At 60.3% G+C, this 15,907-nt stretch carries 15 protein-coding genes; 5 read left to right on the top strand and 10 right to left on the bottom strand.

The annotated features are described in order from the left end of the window. Positions 1-37: 37 nt before the first annotated feature. Positions 38-2,188: a GDSL-type esterase/lipase family protein gene (locus tag AC0L3I_RS06260; RefSeq protein ID WP_473526318.1), complete on the bottom strand. Its 2,151-nt coding sequence runs from the start codon at positions 2,186-2,188 to the stop codon at positions 38-40. Next, positions 2,172-2,612: a hypothetical protein gene (locus AC0L3I_RS06255; RefSeq protein ID WP_473526317.1), complete on the bottom strand. Its 441-nt coding sequence runs from the start codon at positions 2,610-2,612 to the stop codon at positions 2,172-2,174. The genes AC0L3I_RS06260 and AC0L3I_RS06255 overlap by 17 nt, the downstream gene beginning before the upstream one ends. Positions 2,613-3,096: 484 nt before the next feature. Between AC0L3I_RS06255 and AC0L3I_RS06250 the strand changes: the two genes are divergently transcribed. The 3 genes from AC0L3I_RS06250 to AC0L3I_RS06240 all read left to right on the top strand — a co-directional run bounded on the left by AC0L3I_RS06250 (position 3,097) and on the right by AC0L3I_RS06240 (position 6,574). Then, entirely contained in the window at positions 3,097-4,818 is a 1,722-nt protein-coding gene (locus AC0L3I_RS06250; RefSeq protein WP_473526316.1) for a hypothetical protein, read from the top strand. After that, the gene (locus AC0L3I_RS06245) at positions 4,805-5,062 is read left to right on the top strand and encodes a DCC1-like thiol-disulfide oxidoreductase family protein (protein ID WP_473526315.1); all 258 of its coding nucleotides are present in this window, start codon (positions 4,805-4,807) and stop codon (positions 5,060-5,062) included. Before AC0L3I_RS06250 ends, AC0L3I_RS06245 begins: the two co-directional genes overlap by 14 nt. A gap of 168 nt (positions 5,063-5,230) precedes the next feature. Next, complete coding sequence (locus AC0L3I_RS06240) at positions 5,231-6,574, top strand: SGNH/GDSL hydrolase family protein (protein ID WP_473526314.1); 1,344 nt, start codon at positions 5,231-5,233, stop codon at positions 6,572-6,574. A gap of 59 nt (positions 6,575-6,633) precedes the next feature. On the opposite strand, the gene AC0L3I_RS06235 is transcribed toward AC0L3I_RS06240, so the two are convergent. Continuing rightward, positions 6,634-7,674 carry an EscU/YscU/HrcU family type III secretion system export apparatus switch protein gene (locus AC0L3I_RS06235; RefSeq protein ID WP_473526313.1) on the bottom strand — a complete coding sequence of 347 codons (1,041 nt, stop codon included), beginning with the start codon at positions 7,672-7,674 and terminating at the stop codon, positions 6,634-6,636. Positions 7,675-7,758: 84 nt separating this feature from the next. On the opposite strand from AC0L3I_RS06235, the gene AC0L3I_RS06230 reads away from it, so the two are divergent. Continuing rightward, the gene (locus tag AC0L3I_RS06230; protein ID WP_473526312.1) at positions 7,759-8,562 is read left to right on the top strand and encodes a tetratricopeptide repeat protein; all 804 of its coding nucleotides are present in this window, start codon (positions 7,759-7,761) and stop codon (positions 8,560-8,562) included. Between the two features lie 94 nt (positions 8,563-8,656). Here AC0L3I_RS06230 and AC0L3I_RS06225 read toward each other — a convergent pair whose 3' ends face one another. From AC0L3I_RS06225 to AC0L3I_RS06195, 7 genes are all read right to left on the bottom strand, one after another. After that, complete coding sequence (locus AC0L3I_RS06225; protein WP_473526311.1) at positions 8,657-9,103, bottom strand: hypothetical protein; 447 nt, start codon at positions 9,101-9,103, stop codon at positions 8,657-8,659. Between the two features lie 13 nt (positions 9,104-9,116). After that, positions 9,117-10,466 (bottom strand): type II and III secretion system protein family protein, encoded by a 1,350-nt coding sequence (locus AC0L3I_RS06220; RefSeq protein WP_473526310.1) that lies wholly within the window; start codon positions 10,464-10,466, stop codon positions 9,117-9,119. A gap of 57 nt (positions 10,467-10,523) precedes the next feature. Further along, positions 10,524-12,683: a type III secretion system export apparatus subunit SctV gene (gene sctV / locus AC0L3I_RS06215; protein WP_473526309.1), complete on the bottom strand. Its 2,160-nt coding sequence runs from the start codon at positions 12,681-12,683 to the stop codon at positions 10,524-10,526. Then, on the bottom strand, positions 12,680-12,991 hold the full coding sequence (locus AC0L3I_RS06210) for a tetratricopeptide repeat protein (RefSeq protein WP_244602868.1): 312 nt from the start codon (positions 12,989-12,991) through the stop codon (positions 12,680-12,682). The genes sctV and AC0L3I_RS06210 overlap by 4 nt, the downstream gene beginning before the upstream one ends. Positions 12,992-13,008: 17 nt before the next feature. Next, a complete protein-coding gene (locus AC0L3I_RS06205) occupies positions 13,009-13,386 on the bottom strand; it encodes a hypothetical protein (protein WP_473526308.1) in 378 nt (125 codons plus the stop codon). Between the two features lie 59 nt (positions 13,387-13,445). Beyond that, positions 13,446-14,447: a SctD/MshK family protein gene (locus AC0L3I_RS06200; RefSeq protein ID WP_473526307.1), complete on the bottom strand. Its 1,002-nt coding sequence runs from the start codon at positions 14,445-14,447 to the stop codon at positions 13,446-13,448. A gap of 118 nt (positions 14,448-14,565) precedes the next feature. Next, positions 14,566-14,748 (bottom strand): hypothetical protein, encoded by a 183-nt coding sequence (locus AC0L3I_RS06195; RefSeq protein WP_095491776.1) that lies wholly within the window; start codon positions 14,746-14,748, stop codon positions 14,566-14,568. A gap of 214 nt (positions 14,749-14,962) precedes the next feature. On the opposite strand from AC0L3I_RS06195, the gene AC0L3I_RS06190 reads away from it, so the two are divergent. Next, positions 14,963-15,826 carry a MurR/RpiR family transcriptional regulator gene (locus tag AC0L3I_RS06190; RefSeq protein WP_473484962.1) on the top strand — a complete coding sequence of 288 codons (864 nt, stop codon included), beginning with the start codon at positions 14,963-14,965 and terminating at the stop codon, positions 15,824-15,826. Positions 15,827-15,907 lie beyond the last annotated feature (81 nt).

The following is a 15,907-nucleotide window of genomic DNA, read 5'->3' as shown; positions in this document are numbered from 1 at the left end:
GCGACTGTCTTTTGACATCGCGTAGGGAGATGCCGCTCTACACGAAGAGAAAATCGCTGTTCGAGATGCTTGCAACGAGGACACCGTTTAGTGAAAGCATGTCACTGTCGGAGAAGACGACCAGCGTGTCGCTCCCGACCTGCCGGAGTTCGCTGTAGTTTTGATATCCTGAAATCTCCAGGAGATCATCGCCAGAAAGGTCGAAGTCGGTGATGGTGTCGTGGCCATGGCCGGCGGCGAAGACGAACCTGTCGTTTCCCGTTCCACCGGTGAGGATATCGGTGCCAAGACCACCGACGAGCCGGTCCGACCCGCCTCGGCCGTCCAGCCGATCCGCGCCGCCGAGGCCTTCGAGCGTGTTCGCTGCGCCGTTGCCCACCATGGTGTTGGCGAGCCCGTTGCCTTTTCCCGCCAGATTGGCAGCCGACCTCAGGAAGAGGTTTTCGACGTTGTCGGCCAGGGTCCAGTTTGTATAAGCGTGCGTCTCGTCGAAGCCGCCATTGGTCTCTTCGATGGTTTTGTCACCGGCATTGTCGACATAGTAGACGTCATCACCCGCGCCGCCGACATGCGTGTCGGCGCCCGCTTTTCCGTTCAAGATGTCGCTGCCGTCCATTCCATAAATGACGTCCGCACCGGAACCGCCGGTAAGCGTATTGTTGCCGTCGTCCCCTACGATTGACCCCGGCGGCGGCTCGTCGAGTGGATCGATCCAGACGAAATCCGAACTGCTCAAGGAGGCGCTGGTTACGTCTTTCAGGCGAACAGTGTCACTGTCGGAAAAGACGACCAGCGTGTCGCTCCCGACCTGCCGGAGTTCGCTGTAGCTCTGGTAGCCTGAAATCTCCAGGAGATCATCGCCGGAAAGGTCGAAGTCGGTGATGGTGTCGTGGCCATGGCCGGCGGCGAAGACGAAGCTGTCGTTTCCCGTTCCGCCGGTGAGGATATCGGCGCCGAGGCCACCGGCGAGTCGGTCCGACCCGCCTCGGCCGTCCAGCCGATCTGCGCCGCCGAGGCCTTCGAGCGTGTTCGCTCCGCCGTTGCCCACCATGGTGTTGGCGAGCCCGTTGCCTTTTGCCGCCAGATTGGCAGCCGACCTCAGGAAGAGGTTTTCGACGTTGTCGGCCAGGGTCCAATTTGTATAAGCATGCGTTTCGTCAATGCCGCCATTGGCCGCCTCGATGGTTTTGTCACCGGCGTTGTCGACATAGTAGACGTCATTACCCGCGCCGCCGACAAGCGTGTCGGCGCCGACCCCGCCGATGAGTTGGTCGGAGCCGCCGCGGCCCTCCAGCAAATCATCGCCCGCCAGCCCATCCAGCACGTTGGCTCCCTCGTTTCCGCCGAGTTGGTCGGCAAAGGAAGACCCTGTAAGATTTTCAATGCCGGTGAAGGTATCGCGGTCTCTTCCGATGCCGGTTCCGTCCAGCCTGAAGTGTTCCTCCAGGGCATCTATCCAATGCGCGGCGATTTTCGCATAGCCATCGGCAGTCGGATGCAGTCCGCTGTCAAGCGGCGGTGCTGTGATGTCATCTGGTGTCAGATCACGCATGTCGACAAAGATGACCTTATGCCCTTGGGCGGCCAGTTCAGAGATCAGACCGGGCATTGCATCGTTATACGCATCGACACGGTCTGCACGCGCTTGTGACTGTTGGCCGACGCGAACGGGAGGCAAGGATCCGACGAAGACGGTTAAAGCGGGATCGCTGGAGGTCAGGCTGAGCAAAAGGGTGCGCAGATCCTTCAGCATCGTTGGCACGCTATCGGTCGAGCTGTCATTTGTTCCGGCGATCAGCAGCACGGCGTCGGGTTTCGTCGCTGCCACAACATCGTTGTCGATGCCGTTCAGTTGATTGAGCGTCCAGTTGCGGTGACCTTCGTGATCCCGATCGCCCATGCTGGCGGGGCCGTTGGACGAGGAACCGACGAAGTCGATCTTCACATTGAGTGCGTCCAACTGTTCCAGCATAAACTTCCGATATCCGCCGCTTTCGGTATCGGAAGAGCTCGCGATCACTCCATATGTAATGGAATCGCCCAGCGGCAGTATCTTCAGCAACTTGTAAGCATGACCGGAAGCCAAATCGGCGATGACTCCACGGGACGAAGCGCCGTAAGTGACTGCGTCCGAACCGGCACCGCCGGCGAAAGCGTCTGGACGGCTGCTATCATAGAACACCGTCATAGTGTTTTCTCCACCTGGCAAAGCTTCTCGCGGGCATCACCGCCCAGGCCGCGCAGCAGAAAGGCTCGAGATCGTCATAGCTGATCGGCCAGTCGAGACCGATGCCGCAGAGGCCTTTCAGCCTGAAGTCGTTAGTATGGAACGGCGGCTTCTGCCCGAACCCGCAGTCGGTTCCGCCTGTCAGGCCGATCGTGTAATTCCACGGTCTGCCGGAGTAGCTGTCCTCGTCCCGGATACTGCTGTCTGCGCCTCGTTCGAGCTGCCGATCATGCGTGTTGTGGCGCCCCCATTCGAGGACGAGAACACGAGCTTTCCTCCGTCCGACGAACGGGTGCAGGAAAAACGCTGAATCGAAGCCAGCGCCGATCACGACGATATCATGGTGCTCGTTGGCGACCTGTTTGGCCCGGGTGTCGAGTACCACTGTCCATGGCCCCTGCAGCCACTGATACCTGCACCCGACGCCGATGCGATCGGTTTCCTGCAGGTCAGCGAGACAAATCCAATGTTGCATCGCACTCTTAGGCACTGCTACATAATATTTGCCACTACTTTGGGTAGTTAGGCAACATTTTTTTGAGCCTCCGATACCCTGGCTCAACACCGGGCATGGTGACGAGGGCTGGGCGATCGCTGTTGCTGTTATTGGACTTAAATTGCGACAGATCGGCAATTTAACGCGGGCATTCATCGATAATTGGTGCAATTGCGCGCGCGCATTGAGCCAGGGACATCTTGAACTTTCGTCGTTGCCTGTGCGTTTAGGTTGTAGTACGCGTCCTGTTGCAGTGCAGCAATATGCCGGCGACAATGTGCGGCCGCGTGAGGGCTCATCCCGTCACCGGAAAGGTGAGCACCGAAAACCGAATAGGTGAGATGAAAATTCCGGAAGACGGGAGAAGCATTGGATGAGCATCGGAGCGGGCAGCGCCCGGCGTTGGCCGTCAGTCGGCATCGAGCGTTCACCCGTTGAGCGCTGTGTCCTTGCAGCCCTTCTTTTTTTCCCGTTCCTGTGCGGGGTCGTTCCGATCCTGTTGTACGAGAAGGCAGCATCCCGCGTGGCGTGGCACGATCCTGCCCTCGCCACGGTAAGCGCCATCGGGTTGGCTCTACTTTGCTGCCTTTTTGCATTCGTGCGCTATCCCGCCGAGGCGCGGGCTGCGCGAATTATCGTCGTCGGCCTGACGATAACGCTGGGCCTCTTCAGCTTCGGGCTTGGAGACGAACTCGGCATCGCCGACGCAGCTCGCGCCGACGCGTTGGGCAATGTACTCATCTATTCTCGCCTGATCGCGCTAGCGGCGGCCTGTTTTTCGATCCTGCGGCCATCCTTCGCCATTTTCCCGATGATCTATTTCGCATTCCACAAGGATGTCACACGGGCAGTTTCCGGTGCTGAGGAACTGGGCCGCAACGACTATGCGCCGTTGATTGAGACCGGTCTCTTCCTGGCCTGTGGCCTGTTGGCCCTTAGCCTGCTGCAGAGTTTGAGCCGGCTGAAGCTCTTCACCAGGAACCTGCCCAGCCTCAACGAACTCGGAACCAGGGATTTCGCGGCCCAAGCTGCCGGCATACTGCTGCTTGCCGGGATCGGCGCCCATTTTGGCAACTACTTCATGTCCGGGATGGCGAAGGTCACGCTTGACGGAGGGCCGATGAGCTGGATCCTGGAGAACCCGACCAGTTCCATCATGCTGGCTGGGTACGGGTTAGGCGCGGCCCCGTTGGGCTTTTCCGAATCCCTGCTCGCTCTTGCTTATGAAGCAGTCAGGGCGGTCCAGATTCCGATGAATGTCGTTATCCTTGCTGCGCAGCTTCTATGCTTTCTCGCGTTTTTGCGCCGGCGATGGCTCATCGGCCTGACCGCGTTCTTCGATCTCATGCATATCGGGATATTCCTTCTGAGCGGCGCTCTTTTTCTGCACTGGATCATCTTGAACGGTCTGATCGTTGCGGCTCTGACGAGAATGAAGGAAAAATCGTTTTCTACAATTGCCGTCGTAACCGGGATTGTTGTCACCATATTCGGCCACGCGGTCTTTTATAACGCGCGGCTCGGCTGGTACGATTCAAGGCAAATCCGGCAAGCACATTTCGAGGCGCTGACGAAAGAAGGTGACTGGGTGCGGGTCGCACCGAGCTTTTTCCGCGACGCCTCCTATCTGCTCTATGGCCGTCACTTCGGCTATCAGGAATATCGTCATGAATCCGGCCACGTTCCGACCTCAGCTTGGGGCCAGATCGGGATAAGGCAGGTGAAGCCAAAGTCTTCGGAAGTTGCCTCGTCCAACTATGAGGTCATGAAGCTTACCAAAGAGTGCGCCTATCCAGTCGAACTGCCAATCACGCCGCCTGACTACGATGCAACCCGCCCGGCGCTGTTTATTCTTGGGCAGCACAATCGCGCCAGGAACTTGGCGAACTCGGCTATTCCGGTTGATTACAACCTCTATCCCCACCATCATTATTCCATGCCATTCCTGCACCGCGCTTTTGAGGCGTTGGAGCCTCGCGACATCGTGGCGTATCGATACCTGGTCGATACCGTCTGCCTGGATGTCGCAGACGGCAAGGTTGTGCGGCGGCTCATGACCCAGACATTGGGGCCCAGAATCGATGTCCGCCAGTGAATCCGGAGAGGGCGTCGCGATCGTTCATGACGGCGAATGCCCGTTCTGCAGCCAGTACGTCAAGATGGTCAGGCTTCGTCAGGCCTTCGGACATGTTCGACTGATCGATGCCCGGTCCAGTGATCCAAAGGCTCTGGAGGCGCGCGACCGTTTTGATCTCGACGACGGCATGGCCGAGATGCGTGCAACCTTGCCGTTTGAATCGGTCGGCGGCGACGAGCACAGAGCCAACAGCGGAGTTTAGTGCGCGAGTTCCGACTATAAGGCAGCACCCAGTTTCCACTCTCGCAATCCTTGCTCCTGACGCTGGTCCAAGATCGCAACGGAAGTTCAATTTCTTTCCCTGTACAGCCCGTCATAATAATAAGGGTGGGCGGCGGCATTACCAGCATGTCTCGAGGAGGAGATAAAAATGCGGCTCGATAGGTGTTTTAATTTTGCAGGTAAGGTTTCATCGGCGCTTTCTGCCGCAGCAGGAAGGAAACGGCGTCTGCGTCAGACCATGGTGATATGTGCGGCTGTGGCGGCCGGTTCCGCGATCGCAGGTTTTTCGGCACAGGGCACCGAAAGGGGAGCCTGGATCACCACTTGGGCTGCCACACCGGCTCCGCGCTGGTCGGATGATGTTCCTGCGCCTTTCGGAGTGCCGGAGGTATTGGAGAATCAGACCGTCCGCCAAGTTGCCCGCATCAGCGTTGGCGGCAATAGCGTCCGGGTCGTCCTATCGAATGCTTTCGGCGCTAGGCCGCTGACTATCGGCGCCGGCAGCGTGGGAATAGCAGGCAAGGACGGCGACGTCGATCAGGCGACGCTGAAGCCCATCACCTGGGGCGGCAAGAGTTCTGTGGTCATTCCGCCGGGAGCCCCGATCCTCAGCGACCCCGTCGCCCTCCCGGCAGAAGCGCTTTCCGAAATCTCGGTCAGCATCTTCCTGCCGAAGAAGACGGCGCTCTCGTCGGTGCATTGGGATGGTGTGCAGACCGCCTACATCTCCGGCCCGGGCAATTTCACAAACGACGCGGCGTTCAAGGCTGACAGCACGCTCAAATCGCGCCTTTTTCTGAGCGATATATGGGTCGACGCCGCACCGGAATCGCAGGCGGTCGTGTTTTTCGGCGATTCCATCACAGATGGGAATTGCTCGACCCCCGACGCCAACAATCGCTGGCCAGACCATATCGCCAGGCGATTGCAGGAGGCCAACCGCAAGGTCGCGGTGGTTAACGAAGCTTTTTCGGGCAATCGGGTGTTGACCGACGGTATGGGTGTCAATGCTCTGGCACGTTTCGATTCTGATATCCTGAGCCATCCCAAAGTCTCGACCGTCGTCGTAATGATGGGCATCAACGATATCGGCTGGCCCGGCGAAAATGCAATTACGCCGGACGACAAGCAACCGACCGCCGAAGAGATTATCACCGGATACAAACAGCTCATCGACCGCGCGCATGCCCATGGCGTACGCATTGTCGGCGCGACGTTGACTCCTTTCGCCGACACCTTCAAAGGGCTTCCTACCGAGGGTTACTACACACCCGAGAAGGAAAAGATACGCGTCGCTGTGAACGAATGGATCCGCACCGGCGGTGGCTTCGATGGCGTGATCGACTTCGACAAGGTGATGGAAGACCCGGCCAAGCCTGGATACCTGCGCGACGGCTACGACTGCGGCGATAACCTCCATCCCAACGACGCTGGATACAAGGCGATGGCGGACGCGGTCGATCTCGACGTCCTTTTGGGTCCAGCCAAATAGGTCGCTGCTGACCTTGCCGCCCTGCTTAGGCATTGCGGCAAGGTCGGTTCGAGCATGCCTCAAGTGAGCCCGAGCCGGACAAGATGGCGTACGACCGGTGAGAACATTTCCTGACCGATGTAAGCTCCGGTGTTCGTATTTTCGAAGAGTGGGCTGGCGACGGCCGCATCCTCGACCACGGGAATACCTGCCTGGCGTGCTTGAGCCATCATCTCGTCGGCCGCTCGGCCCTGGCCCTTGCCGACGACCGTCGGCACCGGCGTTTCACCCTTGACGTAACGCAACGCCACTGCGCGGTCGCCAGCCACGAAGACGATGACCGCGTTTTTCACGCCCAGCTTCGCAGGTTGCATCACGGTCTCACGCCGCTGTCGCTGCTGTTCATGCCGAATCAACGGGTCGCCTTCGAGGTCCTTGTGTTCGCGCTTGTATTCAGTTGTCGTCATGCGCATGTCGCGCAGGAACAGCCAGCGCTGAATGGGAACATCGATCACGCCGATGACGACAAAGGCCAGGGCGGCGGCAATTCCAAGTGGTGTCAGCACCGCCTTGATGATCGGCTCCAGGCATGACGGAGCGCATCCTGGAGCATCGAAGAGCGGCTGCAGCCACGCGATCAAAATGAATGCGAAGAGGCTGGCCAGCAATACCACCTTGGCCAGGCCTTTGGTGAACTCGATGACGTTGCGCAGCGACAGGGTCTTCTGAAGGCCCTTGGCCGGGTTTATGTGATCGAATTGCGGCTTGAGCGGCTCAAACGAGAAGACCGGCCCGAACGTCCCCAGCATGCCGAAGGCCACGGCGAGAACGACAACGATTCCGACGAGCGGCAAAGTGGCAAGCGTCAGCAATGACAACGAATGGCGGATGGCCCGCTGGCTGATTTCCCCGAACGAATCGCCGGGGGCGGTCACGGTCTGCACGAGTTCCGAAAGGTGCTCGACGAGCGTTGGCCAGGCAAAATAAAGATAGCCAAGCGCTGCGAAAAGCGTGAAGCCGGAGCCCAGGTCGCGGCTTTGCGAAACCTGGCCTTTCCGGCGAGCGTCGCGAAGCTTCTTGTCGGACGCCGGTAGTTTCTTTTCCTCAGCTTCTTCGGCCATGTTGCAATCTTATCGCACTGTTGTGGTTCCAGTCGGCCAAGGCCGTGTGTAAGGTGCGGCGGGCTTGAATACGGAGAGGTGGATATGCGGCTGCACGTCGTGTTCTTGCCCGTCGTCGCCATGCTGGCGGCGGCCGGTTGTCAGACGACCAAAACCGACACCGAGCAGGCAAAGGCGCAAGGCCCGTCGTCGCAATCGGAGCGTCTGATCAAGCTTGCGGACGATATACATGCGCAGGGAGACAGTGGGACCGCAATCGCGCTCTACCAGCGCGCGGCAGCGATGCCGGATGCCAAGCCGAGCGCCTTCGTCAAGGCGGGCGAGGCCTATATGCGAGCCGGCTATCCCGCCGAGGCGGCCAGAGCCTATCAGGCCGCGCTCGCAAAAGCGCCCAATGACGGAGGGGCAATGCTCGGGCTTGGCTCGGCGATGATGGAAACGGGCGATATCGATGCCGGCATGCGCGCGCTCGCGCAGGCCGCGCCGCTGGTCAATACTAGCAGCGCCTACAATCGGTTGGGCGTGGCGCAGACATTCGCCGGTCAGACGGCGGAGGCGCAGACCACTTTTGCTCAGGCGTTGAAACTTGCGCCGGGGGATCTCGACGTCGAGAGCAACATGGCGTTGGCCGCAGCGCTCGAAGGCAATTCCACCACAGCACTCCCGCTGGTCCAGAAGATCTCCGCCGCACCCAATGCGCAGTTGCATCACAAGCGCAACGTCGTGGTGGTCTACGGACTTCTTGGCCAGGCCGATCAGGTCAGGGCCTCGCCGCCGATCGGCCTGGCGACCAAGGAGGTGAATACCTTGCTTGCGCGTGCCAGAACCATCCGGTCGAAGGGCAGCACACAGGCCAGGGCGAAAGCGCTCGGCTCTATCCTCGGCTAGCGCAGCGAACCGGAACGCGCGAAGCCGATTTGGGTCGAGCCCGACGCCAAAACAACCGGATAAAGTAGTGCACCGCGGGCAAGGCCGCATCGGCTCACTCGACCGGGAGCGTTGTTTGCGGCGTCAGCGGCCCGCTATTGGCTCCACCCATGGGAGCCTCTTCGCCATTGAGGTAGCGCCGGGCGGCATTTGCAGTCGGTGCGGCCGCCGCCGCCCCCATGCGCCGGCCCTCGACGAGGTCACGCTGGCTTTCGGCCATGCGTTGAAGGTTGTAGGCGTTGGCGCAACCGGACGGCAGGTGGGAGCCGACGCCGGAGACGATCGTCAGATCGGTCGCAGCGGCAGAACGGTCGTCATCGGCCGGTTCGTTCAGACATGCATTTGGAGCAAGCACGGAGCCGCCGACGCCCTTCTCGGAACCGCCGGTGTCGGTTGAAACATAGCTGTAGCCGGGAGAATAGTCCTGCGGCTGTTGCGGGTTCGCGCAGCCGACCAGAAGCAGCGCTGGAAGAACAGAGCACAAAGCGATGCGAAATGTCATGTTCCGTTCCCCACTACTTGATGATCAGGCCCATCGCCGATGCGTCATTGGCGCGCTTCCTGTGCCGCTTGGCTGCCGGACGATCGAGCGGCGTGGCGAGACTGTCGCGCACCGGCTCGACCAGATAAGGCGTGATCAGGATCACCAGTTCCGTCTCTTCGCGCTGGAAACGCTGTGACTGGAAAAGCGGGCCAAGGACCGGCACATCGCCGAGAACCGGAAACTTTTCCAGATTACGCGACGTCCGCTGCTGGAAAAGACCGGCGATCGCAAAGGTCTGGCCGCTCGCCACTTCGACCGTGGTATCGGCCCTGCGCACGACGAAACTCGGCATGGCGAAGCCATTGGCGCTTACTGAGCCTGCTTCCGACAAGGAACTGACTTCCGGCTGAACATGGAGCGCAATACGATTGCGGCCGATCAGCGTAGGGGTGAACCCGAGGGAAACGCCGAAGGGCTTGTATTGAACGGTAACGACGTCAGTTCCTTGCGGAATCGGAACCGGAATTTCGCCGCCGGCAAGAAAGCTTGCGGTCTGACCGGTCATCGCCGTCAGGTTCGGTTCGGCCAGTATCTTGACGATGCCGTTGCGTTGCAGCGCTTCGATGAGAATGTCGAAGTTGATGCCATGCGTCTGGTCCATGTTCAAACCGAAATTACCGGTGCCGGAGGGCACACCATTGTCCTGGAACATGTTGAATTCGAAGCCGCCGCTCCTGTACCCGACAGACCAATCGACGCCGTACGACTGCAGTTCAGTGCGTGAGACTTCGGCGAAGCGGACCCGGATGTTGACCTGCTGCGACCCCTGCACGGTCATGTCGTTCAGCGGCGGCTGATCCGGCGGCGAGAACGTACGGGCGATGTTGTCGACATCCGTTGCCTCTTCGACGCCTCGTGCCTCGCCGGTCGCAACAATGCGGGTTCCGAAAATGGAGAGATTTGTCGCCGAGTTCGGCTGCATTGCGTCTTTCGCTTCGTTGGCAGGCGTGACATCGGGGGTGACGCGGAACTGGGCCGTTGCCTCGACCCGCTCATCGGCTGTGATTGCAATGAGGTTGGTCAGGCCGGGCTTTAGGCCGAAGACATAGACCATTCCCGGCGACACGACCTGAAGGTCCGCGATCGTGGTGTCCGCGATCAGGACGGATTCGACGGGTTCATTGAAGCGCAGCAGGCGTCCTTGCCCGACCGGCAGGTCGACCGTTGGCTTGCTCGGCAATGGCGACATGTCCTGTGCCATCGTGTCGGCAAGTGTGAACAAAAGCGCCAGCAAGACGCCAACCGTCGCGATAGCGAGCCAGCGCATCCGCCCGGCGAAACTGGCGGATCGAACGCCTGCTGCGGTATCGTGGATTGTCATGCCGTTCCCGTCTTGAGCATGTAGTTCCCCCAACTGTCCCTATCCGTCCGGCCGGCGTCATGAGGCTGCCTCTTGTCCGGCTTTCGCCGCAGCCGATGGCAGCGACTGCGAGGCATTGCGTTCCATGCTCGAGCGCCCGGCTATCGTGGCCAATGGCTGGACGTTGAATTCCTGTGCGAGTTCCTGGAAGGACAGAACCGGGAGTTCAATGGCATTGTGCGTGAGCAGGCTTCGCATGTGACGGCGTACATCCATCGCCGCAAGGACGATCGGTGAGACATCGGTGGCGTGCTGCGACAAGGCGCGTTCGATTTCGGTGACCAAAGCCTGCGCAGCGTTATCCGAAAGGTTCAGGAACGTGCCGGTCGATGTGCTTTGCACCGCGTTTCGCAGGATATCCTCGGCCGAGCGCTGCAGAACATAGGCTGCGATGATGTTGCTGCGGCCAGCGAAGCGGAAGCTGATCTGGCGTTTCAAGGACGTGCGGATGCATTCCGTAAGCAGGACGACGTCCTGTTCGCGTTGACCCCATTCGATCAGCGCTTCGAGGATCAGGCGCAGGTTGCGGATCGGCACGTTTTCGCCGACGAGTCGCCGAAGCACCTCAGCGATTTTCTGCAGCGGCACGATCTCCTGCGCCTGTCTGACCAGATCCGCATATTCCGGCTCCATCTCCGACAGGAGCCTGCGGGTCTCCTGGATCCCGACGAAATGGCCAGCATAGAGCCGAAGTGCATTTCCGGTCCATTTGGCCGCTGTATGCGCCGGTGTGGAGAAGACGAAGCCGGCTTCCTTCAATGCCGAAATGTGGCGATCATCGACCCACATGAATTTGCGCTGACCGGCAATCTGAGAACCTTTTTCGTAAGTCACATCGAGCAGATCGAGATTCGTTGGGTCCGCTTCGACAAGAACGCGGTCGGCGGGGATTTCGGCATCCAGGATGGGTGCCCCCTCCAGATCGATGCGCATGCCTCGCGCTGAAAGCATCTCGTCGACCTGCAGGCCGATAGCGGGAACGTCGACACCGAGATCGCCGAAGAGTTCGCGGCGCACGCCGTCGGCGAGCGCGGCGAATTCGGGTTCCGGGATTGAGCGTCCGAGTTCGGTTCCGAAGCGTACGACGATGCGGTACGAAGAAGGCAGTGTTTCGATGGGGTTTGCTGAAAGCGCCGGATTTCCCGGTTGTTCGGCCATGCCTGCCTGGCCGATGTCTTTGATCTCAGACTCCCGGGCGGTGCGGCGATTGATTGCATAGGCGCCCGCGCCGAAGCAGGCGCCAAGGATCAGGAATACAATGGACGGAAACCCCGGCACTATGGCAAGGCCGACCATGATCACTGCCGCGAGCGCGAGAGCGCGGGAGTCCCGCAGCAACTGGCTGGTTATTTGCCTGCCAAGGTCGCTCGTGCCGTCGGCGCTGCCGACGCGCGTCACCATCGTGCCGGCGGCCACGGCGACGAGCAGCGCCGGTATCTGCGCGACCAGCCCGTCACCCACGGTGAGCAGCGAGTAGGTCGCGGCGGCGTCTCCCAGCGACATATCGTGCTGCAGCGTTCCGATCGCGAAACCACCAATCAGGTTGACCAGAATGATGACAATGCCGGCTATGACGTCGCCTTTGACGAATTTCATGGCGCCGTCCATCGCGCCGAACAGCTGGCTCTCGCGCTCAAGCTGCTGGCGCAGACGGCGTGCCTCCGCCTGGTCGATGTCTCCGTTGCGCAACTCCGCATCGATGCTCATCTGCTTGCCCGGAAGCGCATCAAGGGTGAAGCGCGCGGCAACCTCGGCAACGCGTTCCGCACCCCGCGCAACCACGATGAACTGCGCGACGGTGATGATCAGGAAGACGACGAGGCCCACCGCAATACTGCCGCCGACGACGAAAGTACCGAAGGCGGAAACGATCTCGCCTGCGTCGGCCTGAAGCAGGATCAGTCGCGTGGTCGTGATCGTGATCGCCAGCCGGAACAGGGTAGCGATGAGGATGACCGATGGCAGCGACGAGAACTGGAGCGGATGAGAAACGTAAAACGAAGCCAGCAGGATAAGCACGCTGACGGCGATATTGGCAGTGATGAGAATGTCGACGAGGAAGGTCGGCAAGGGGATGAGCATCATCACCACTGCGACGAGCATCAGGACGGCAATGACCAGATCGCTGCGGCGGGACAGCTTGGCAAGGAAGTGCAGAAGTCGCTCCGACACCGTCATTCGGCGGCTCGATGCGATAGGAAGCTTCGCAAGGCATTGTGCGCCTCGGCCCTGCGGCCGGCCACAAGCAACGCGCGGCTCTTCAGCAGCGCTAGTGTCGGGTGGTCCATTCCCTCCAGCGTCTCCAGCCTGGCAATTGTTGCAAGCGCTTTGTCCGCTTCGCCATCGAGTATGAGCAGATGCGCCAGTGTCCGCAGGACGCCGGCATTTCCCGGCGACAGCTGTGCGGCGATAAGCAGGTATGCCGCGCCCCGCTTTGCCTGCCCGTGACAGCCGTAGAGATAGCCCAGGACATGCAGCAGATGCACTGTGTCACGCGGATCGGTCAGGTTTCGATTCCTTCCTGTATCCGGGCAAGCAGATCGCGATGACGCTCGATTTCATCCTCCATCAGCGTTCTGGCAAGTGTCTTGAGTTGCTCGCCACCCTCAAGACCGGGAACCAGATGCGTTACAAAATGCTGGAGAATAGGTACGGAGCGACGCAGGATGGCTGGCTCGGGAATACCCGGCATGACGAAATTGATGAGTGCCTCGTCGAGCGATTCGCTATTTGTGCCTCGAGAGGGCTGGAATTCGGCGTTTTGTGGCTTTTCCGTACCAGCGGCCGATGTCGTCCCCTGAGCACGGCTTGCGGCTTTGTCGACGCCATTCATCCGCCGCCGGTTGATCGCCTGACCGCGCACACCTTCCGCCTGCCGCACCTCGCGGCCGGCTGTATCGATCCTTGCCGTATCGAACCGCGGCCCTTCAAGCCGGCGGTTCACGGATATTTCAGCGCGACCGTGGCGCCGCCCTTCGTCAGGAGAAGTTCCGTCTCGCCAATGTACTTGATGGTCCAGCCGTCATTCGTGAATGCACCTTCATGATAGCGTACGCCGTCGGCGGCGATGACGTAGGGCCGCTCGCCGTACCAGATCGCCTGCAGCCTCAGGCGCGGAGCCTGTTCGGCGTTGCCGATCATAACATTGGAGACGAGGGGAATGTGCGCGCCGAACGTCTGGTCGAACCAGGATTGCGTTTCGGTCCAGGCATCATCCTTGTCATTGGGGATCATACCCGAGACCACGAGCCGTCCAGGTGATCGCTGAACAGCCAATGTGCTGATGCCAGATTGATCGAGGCGCAGCCTGAGTTGGCTTTCCGCCTCAGTGGCACTGGGTATTTGCGTTGGCGATGAATCGTTCAGGACACTTTGCCCGGCCTCGCCAGCAAAGGCCACTCTGATCGGTTCACGGTCTTGAGCGGATATGTTTTTGCCAATGTCGGGCTTGGCGAGAGAGAACCCATTCGCAGCGACGGAGACAGCGAACACGGCAAAGAGAACGCTGCCTGCAACCAGGAGGGGGCGATCAGAAACGGACCAGCGATTCGGCGGGCGTTCTGGGTTGATCAGCCGGATATGGGCATCGCCGATACCTATCGTGAGCGGCAGCTTGCCGCGGCTGCCCTGGCCCTCATGGATGATCTCGCCCGTGGCGAGTGTGACGTCGCCGCCGACGGCTTCGATTTCAATCTGGCTGCCCTTGCGCCGCAACCTTGCGTGGACCGGCGCGATGCCGGCATCCCTGAGGACAATGTCGGACTCCGTGCTGGAGCCGACAGTATACAGAGGCTCGACCAGACTAAGTTGGGCGCCCGCGTGAAATCCATGAGTTACGCTGAGCGCAATGGAATGTCCGGATCCCGGGGCGTGGGCGATAATCGAACGGAGCCGGCGCGCGGGCGCTGCATCCCAATATTTGCCGATAGAATTAGCGGTCATGCCACTTCATCTCCCGCCGATGACAACTCAGACGCAGCCTGACAGCGGCGTCGAAACATTCCTGCCGTGCAAAGTACGCCGCCGGTTGCTTGCGGCGGCGCAGGGTTCGAGAATCCCCTTAGGCCTTTTCAGCCGACTGGCCGAGCGTCCTTGCGGTGCTCATCAGCATGTCATGTTGGGATTTCGCGATCTCTTTTGTGATCTCGAGGCTGAACATGCGTTCCTGATGCTTGATCATCTTGTCCAGGTTCTGTTCCGGCGACCCGGCAGAGCCGGATGTAACGGGAGGGGTAGGCGCCATGATTGTCTCCTTGAGGGACCATTCAAGTTACAAACCCCGGAATCACGACGATGCGATCCGGCAGGTTGCGAAAGCAGCTTAAGGCAGCATGATCGAAAATGAAAGTCCACTTGGAATATATGGACCACTTCAGTTCCAACTGTTGCATTGCCGCCATTCGGGGAGTAATCTGCCATCGGGGTGAATGGGGTATTTTAGAATGGAACAAGGTCCTTTGGCGGAGCTGTTGGTCGAACGCTTCGAGAATATGCCGCCGCAGTTGCGGGTCGCCGCGCGTTTCGTGCTGGATCATCCTAAGGATGTCGCGCTGATGTCGATGCGCGAGCAGGCGCACCAGGCCGGCGTTTCGCACAGCACGATGATGCGCTTGGCGCGATGGCTTGGCCTTGAAGGCTACGAGGATATGCGCAGCCTTTATGCGCGCGCGCTGCGTGAGACAGGCGCCGGTGAGCCGGCGCGACAGGGTATGGGGCAGGACGACGGCGATCCGGGATATTCGACTGCAGGCGTCGTCGCCGACACGCTCGCGGCGCAGATTTCAAGTCTGGGTGAGTACGGCAATGCCTCGCAATTCGCCGCCGCCGCCGAGCTCCTTGCACGATCACGCAATCTGTTCGGTCTCGGCTCGCGATCCGGTTATCCGGTTGCGAACCACTTCGTTCACATCATGTCGTTTCTGGCTGGCGGTGACCGCAAGGTGACGCTTGTCGGCGAGATGGGCGGACATGGTCTGGATGCCTTGCAGGGTGCGGGACGGGACGACGTCCTCCTTGCTGTGGGCATGTCGCCTTATGAACGCACGACGATCGACGTGGCGCGCCAGTCGGCCAGGCAGGGTGTCGGCGTGGTGGCAATCACCGATAGCAGCGTGTCGCCGCTGGCCCGGATCGCGCGGGAGACCATCATCGTTACGGCAAATTCGCAGTCATTCTTCCGCAGCATGGCGCCGGCGTTCGCCGCCGTCGAGATTCTGGCGGCACTGACGGCCGCGCAGTCTGAAGTGAATGCTGCAGAACGAGTAAGACAGTCGGACGAGCAACTCGCTGCTTTCGGCATTTATTGGAAGCCGCTCCGGTAGGCACAGGGCTTCCACTGTCGGGCGCGGGGGCGTTGACGGCAGGCAGACTGCCTGAACCAGGACTGGACCGGCTCCGGAGGT

It is taken from the genome of Mesorhizobium sp. WSM4840, from assembly GCF_055811755.1.
The sequence above is the reverse complement of the archived record's forward strand: the minus strand, read 5'-3'. Positions and strand labels throughout refer to the sequence as shown.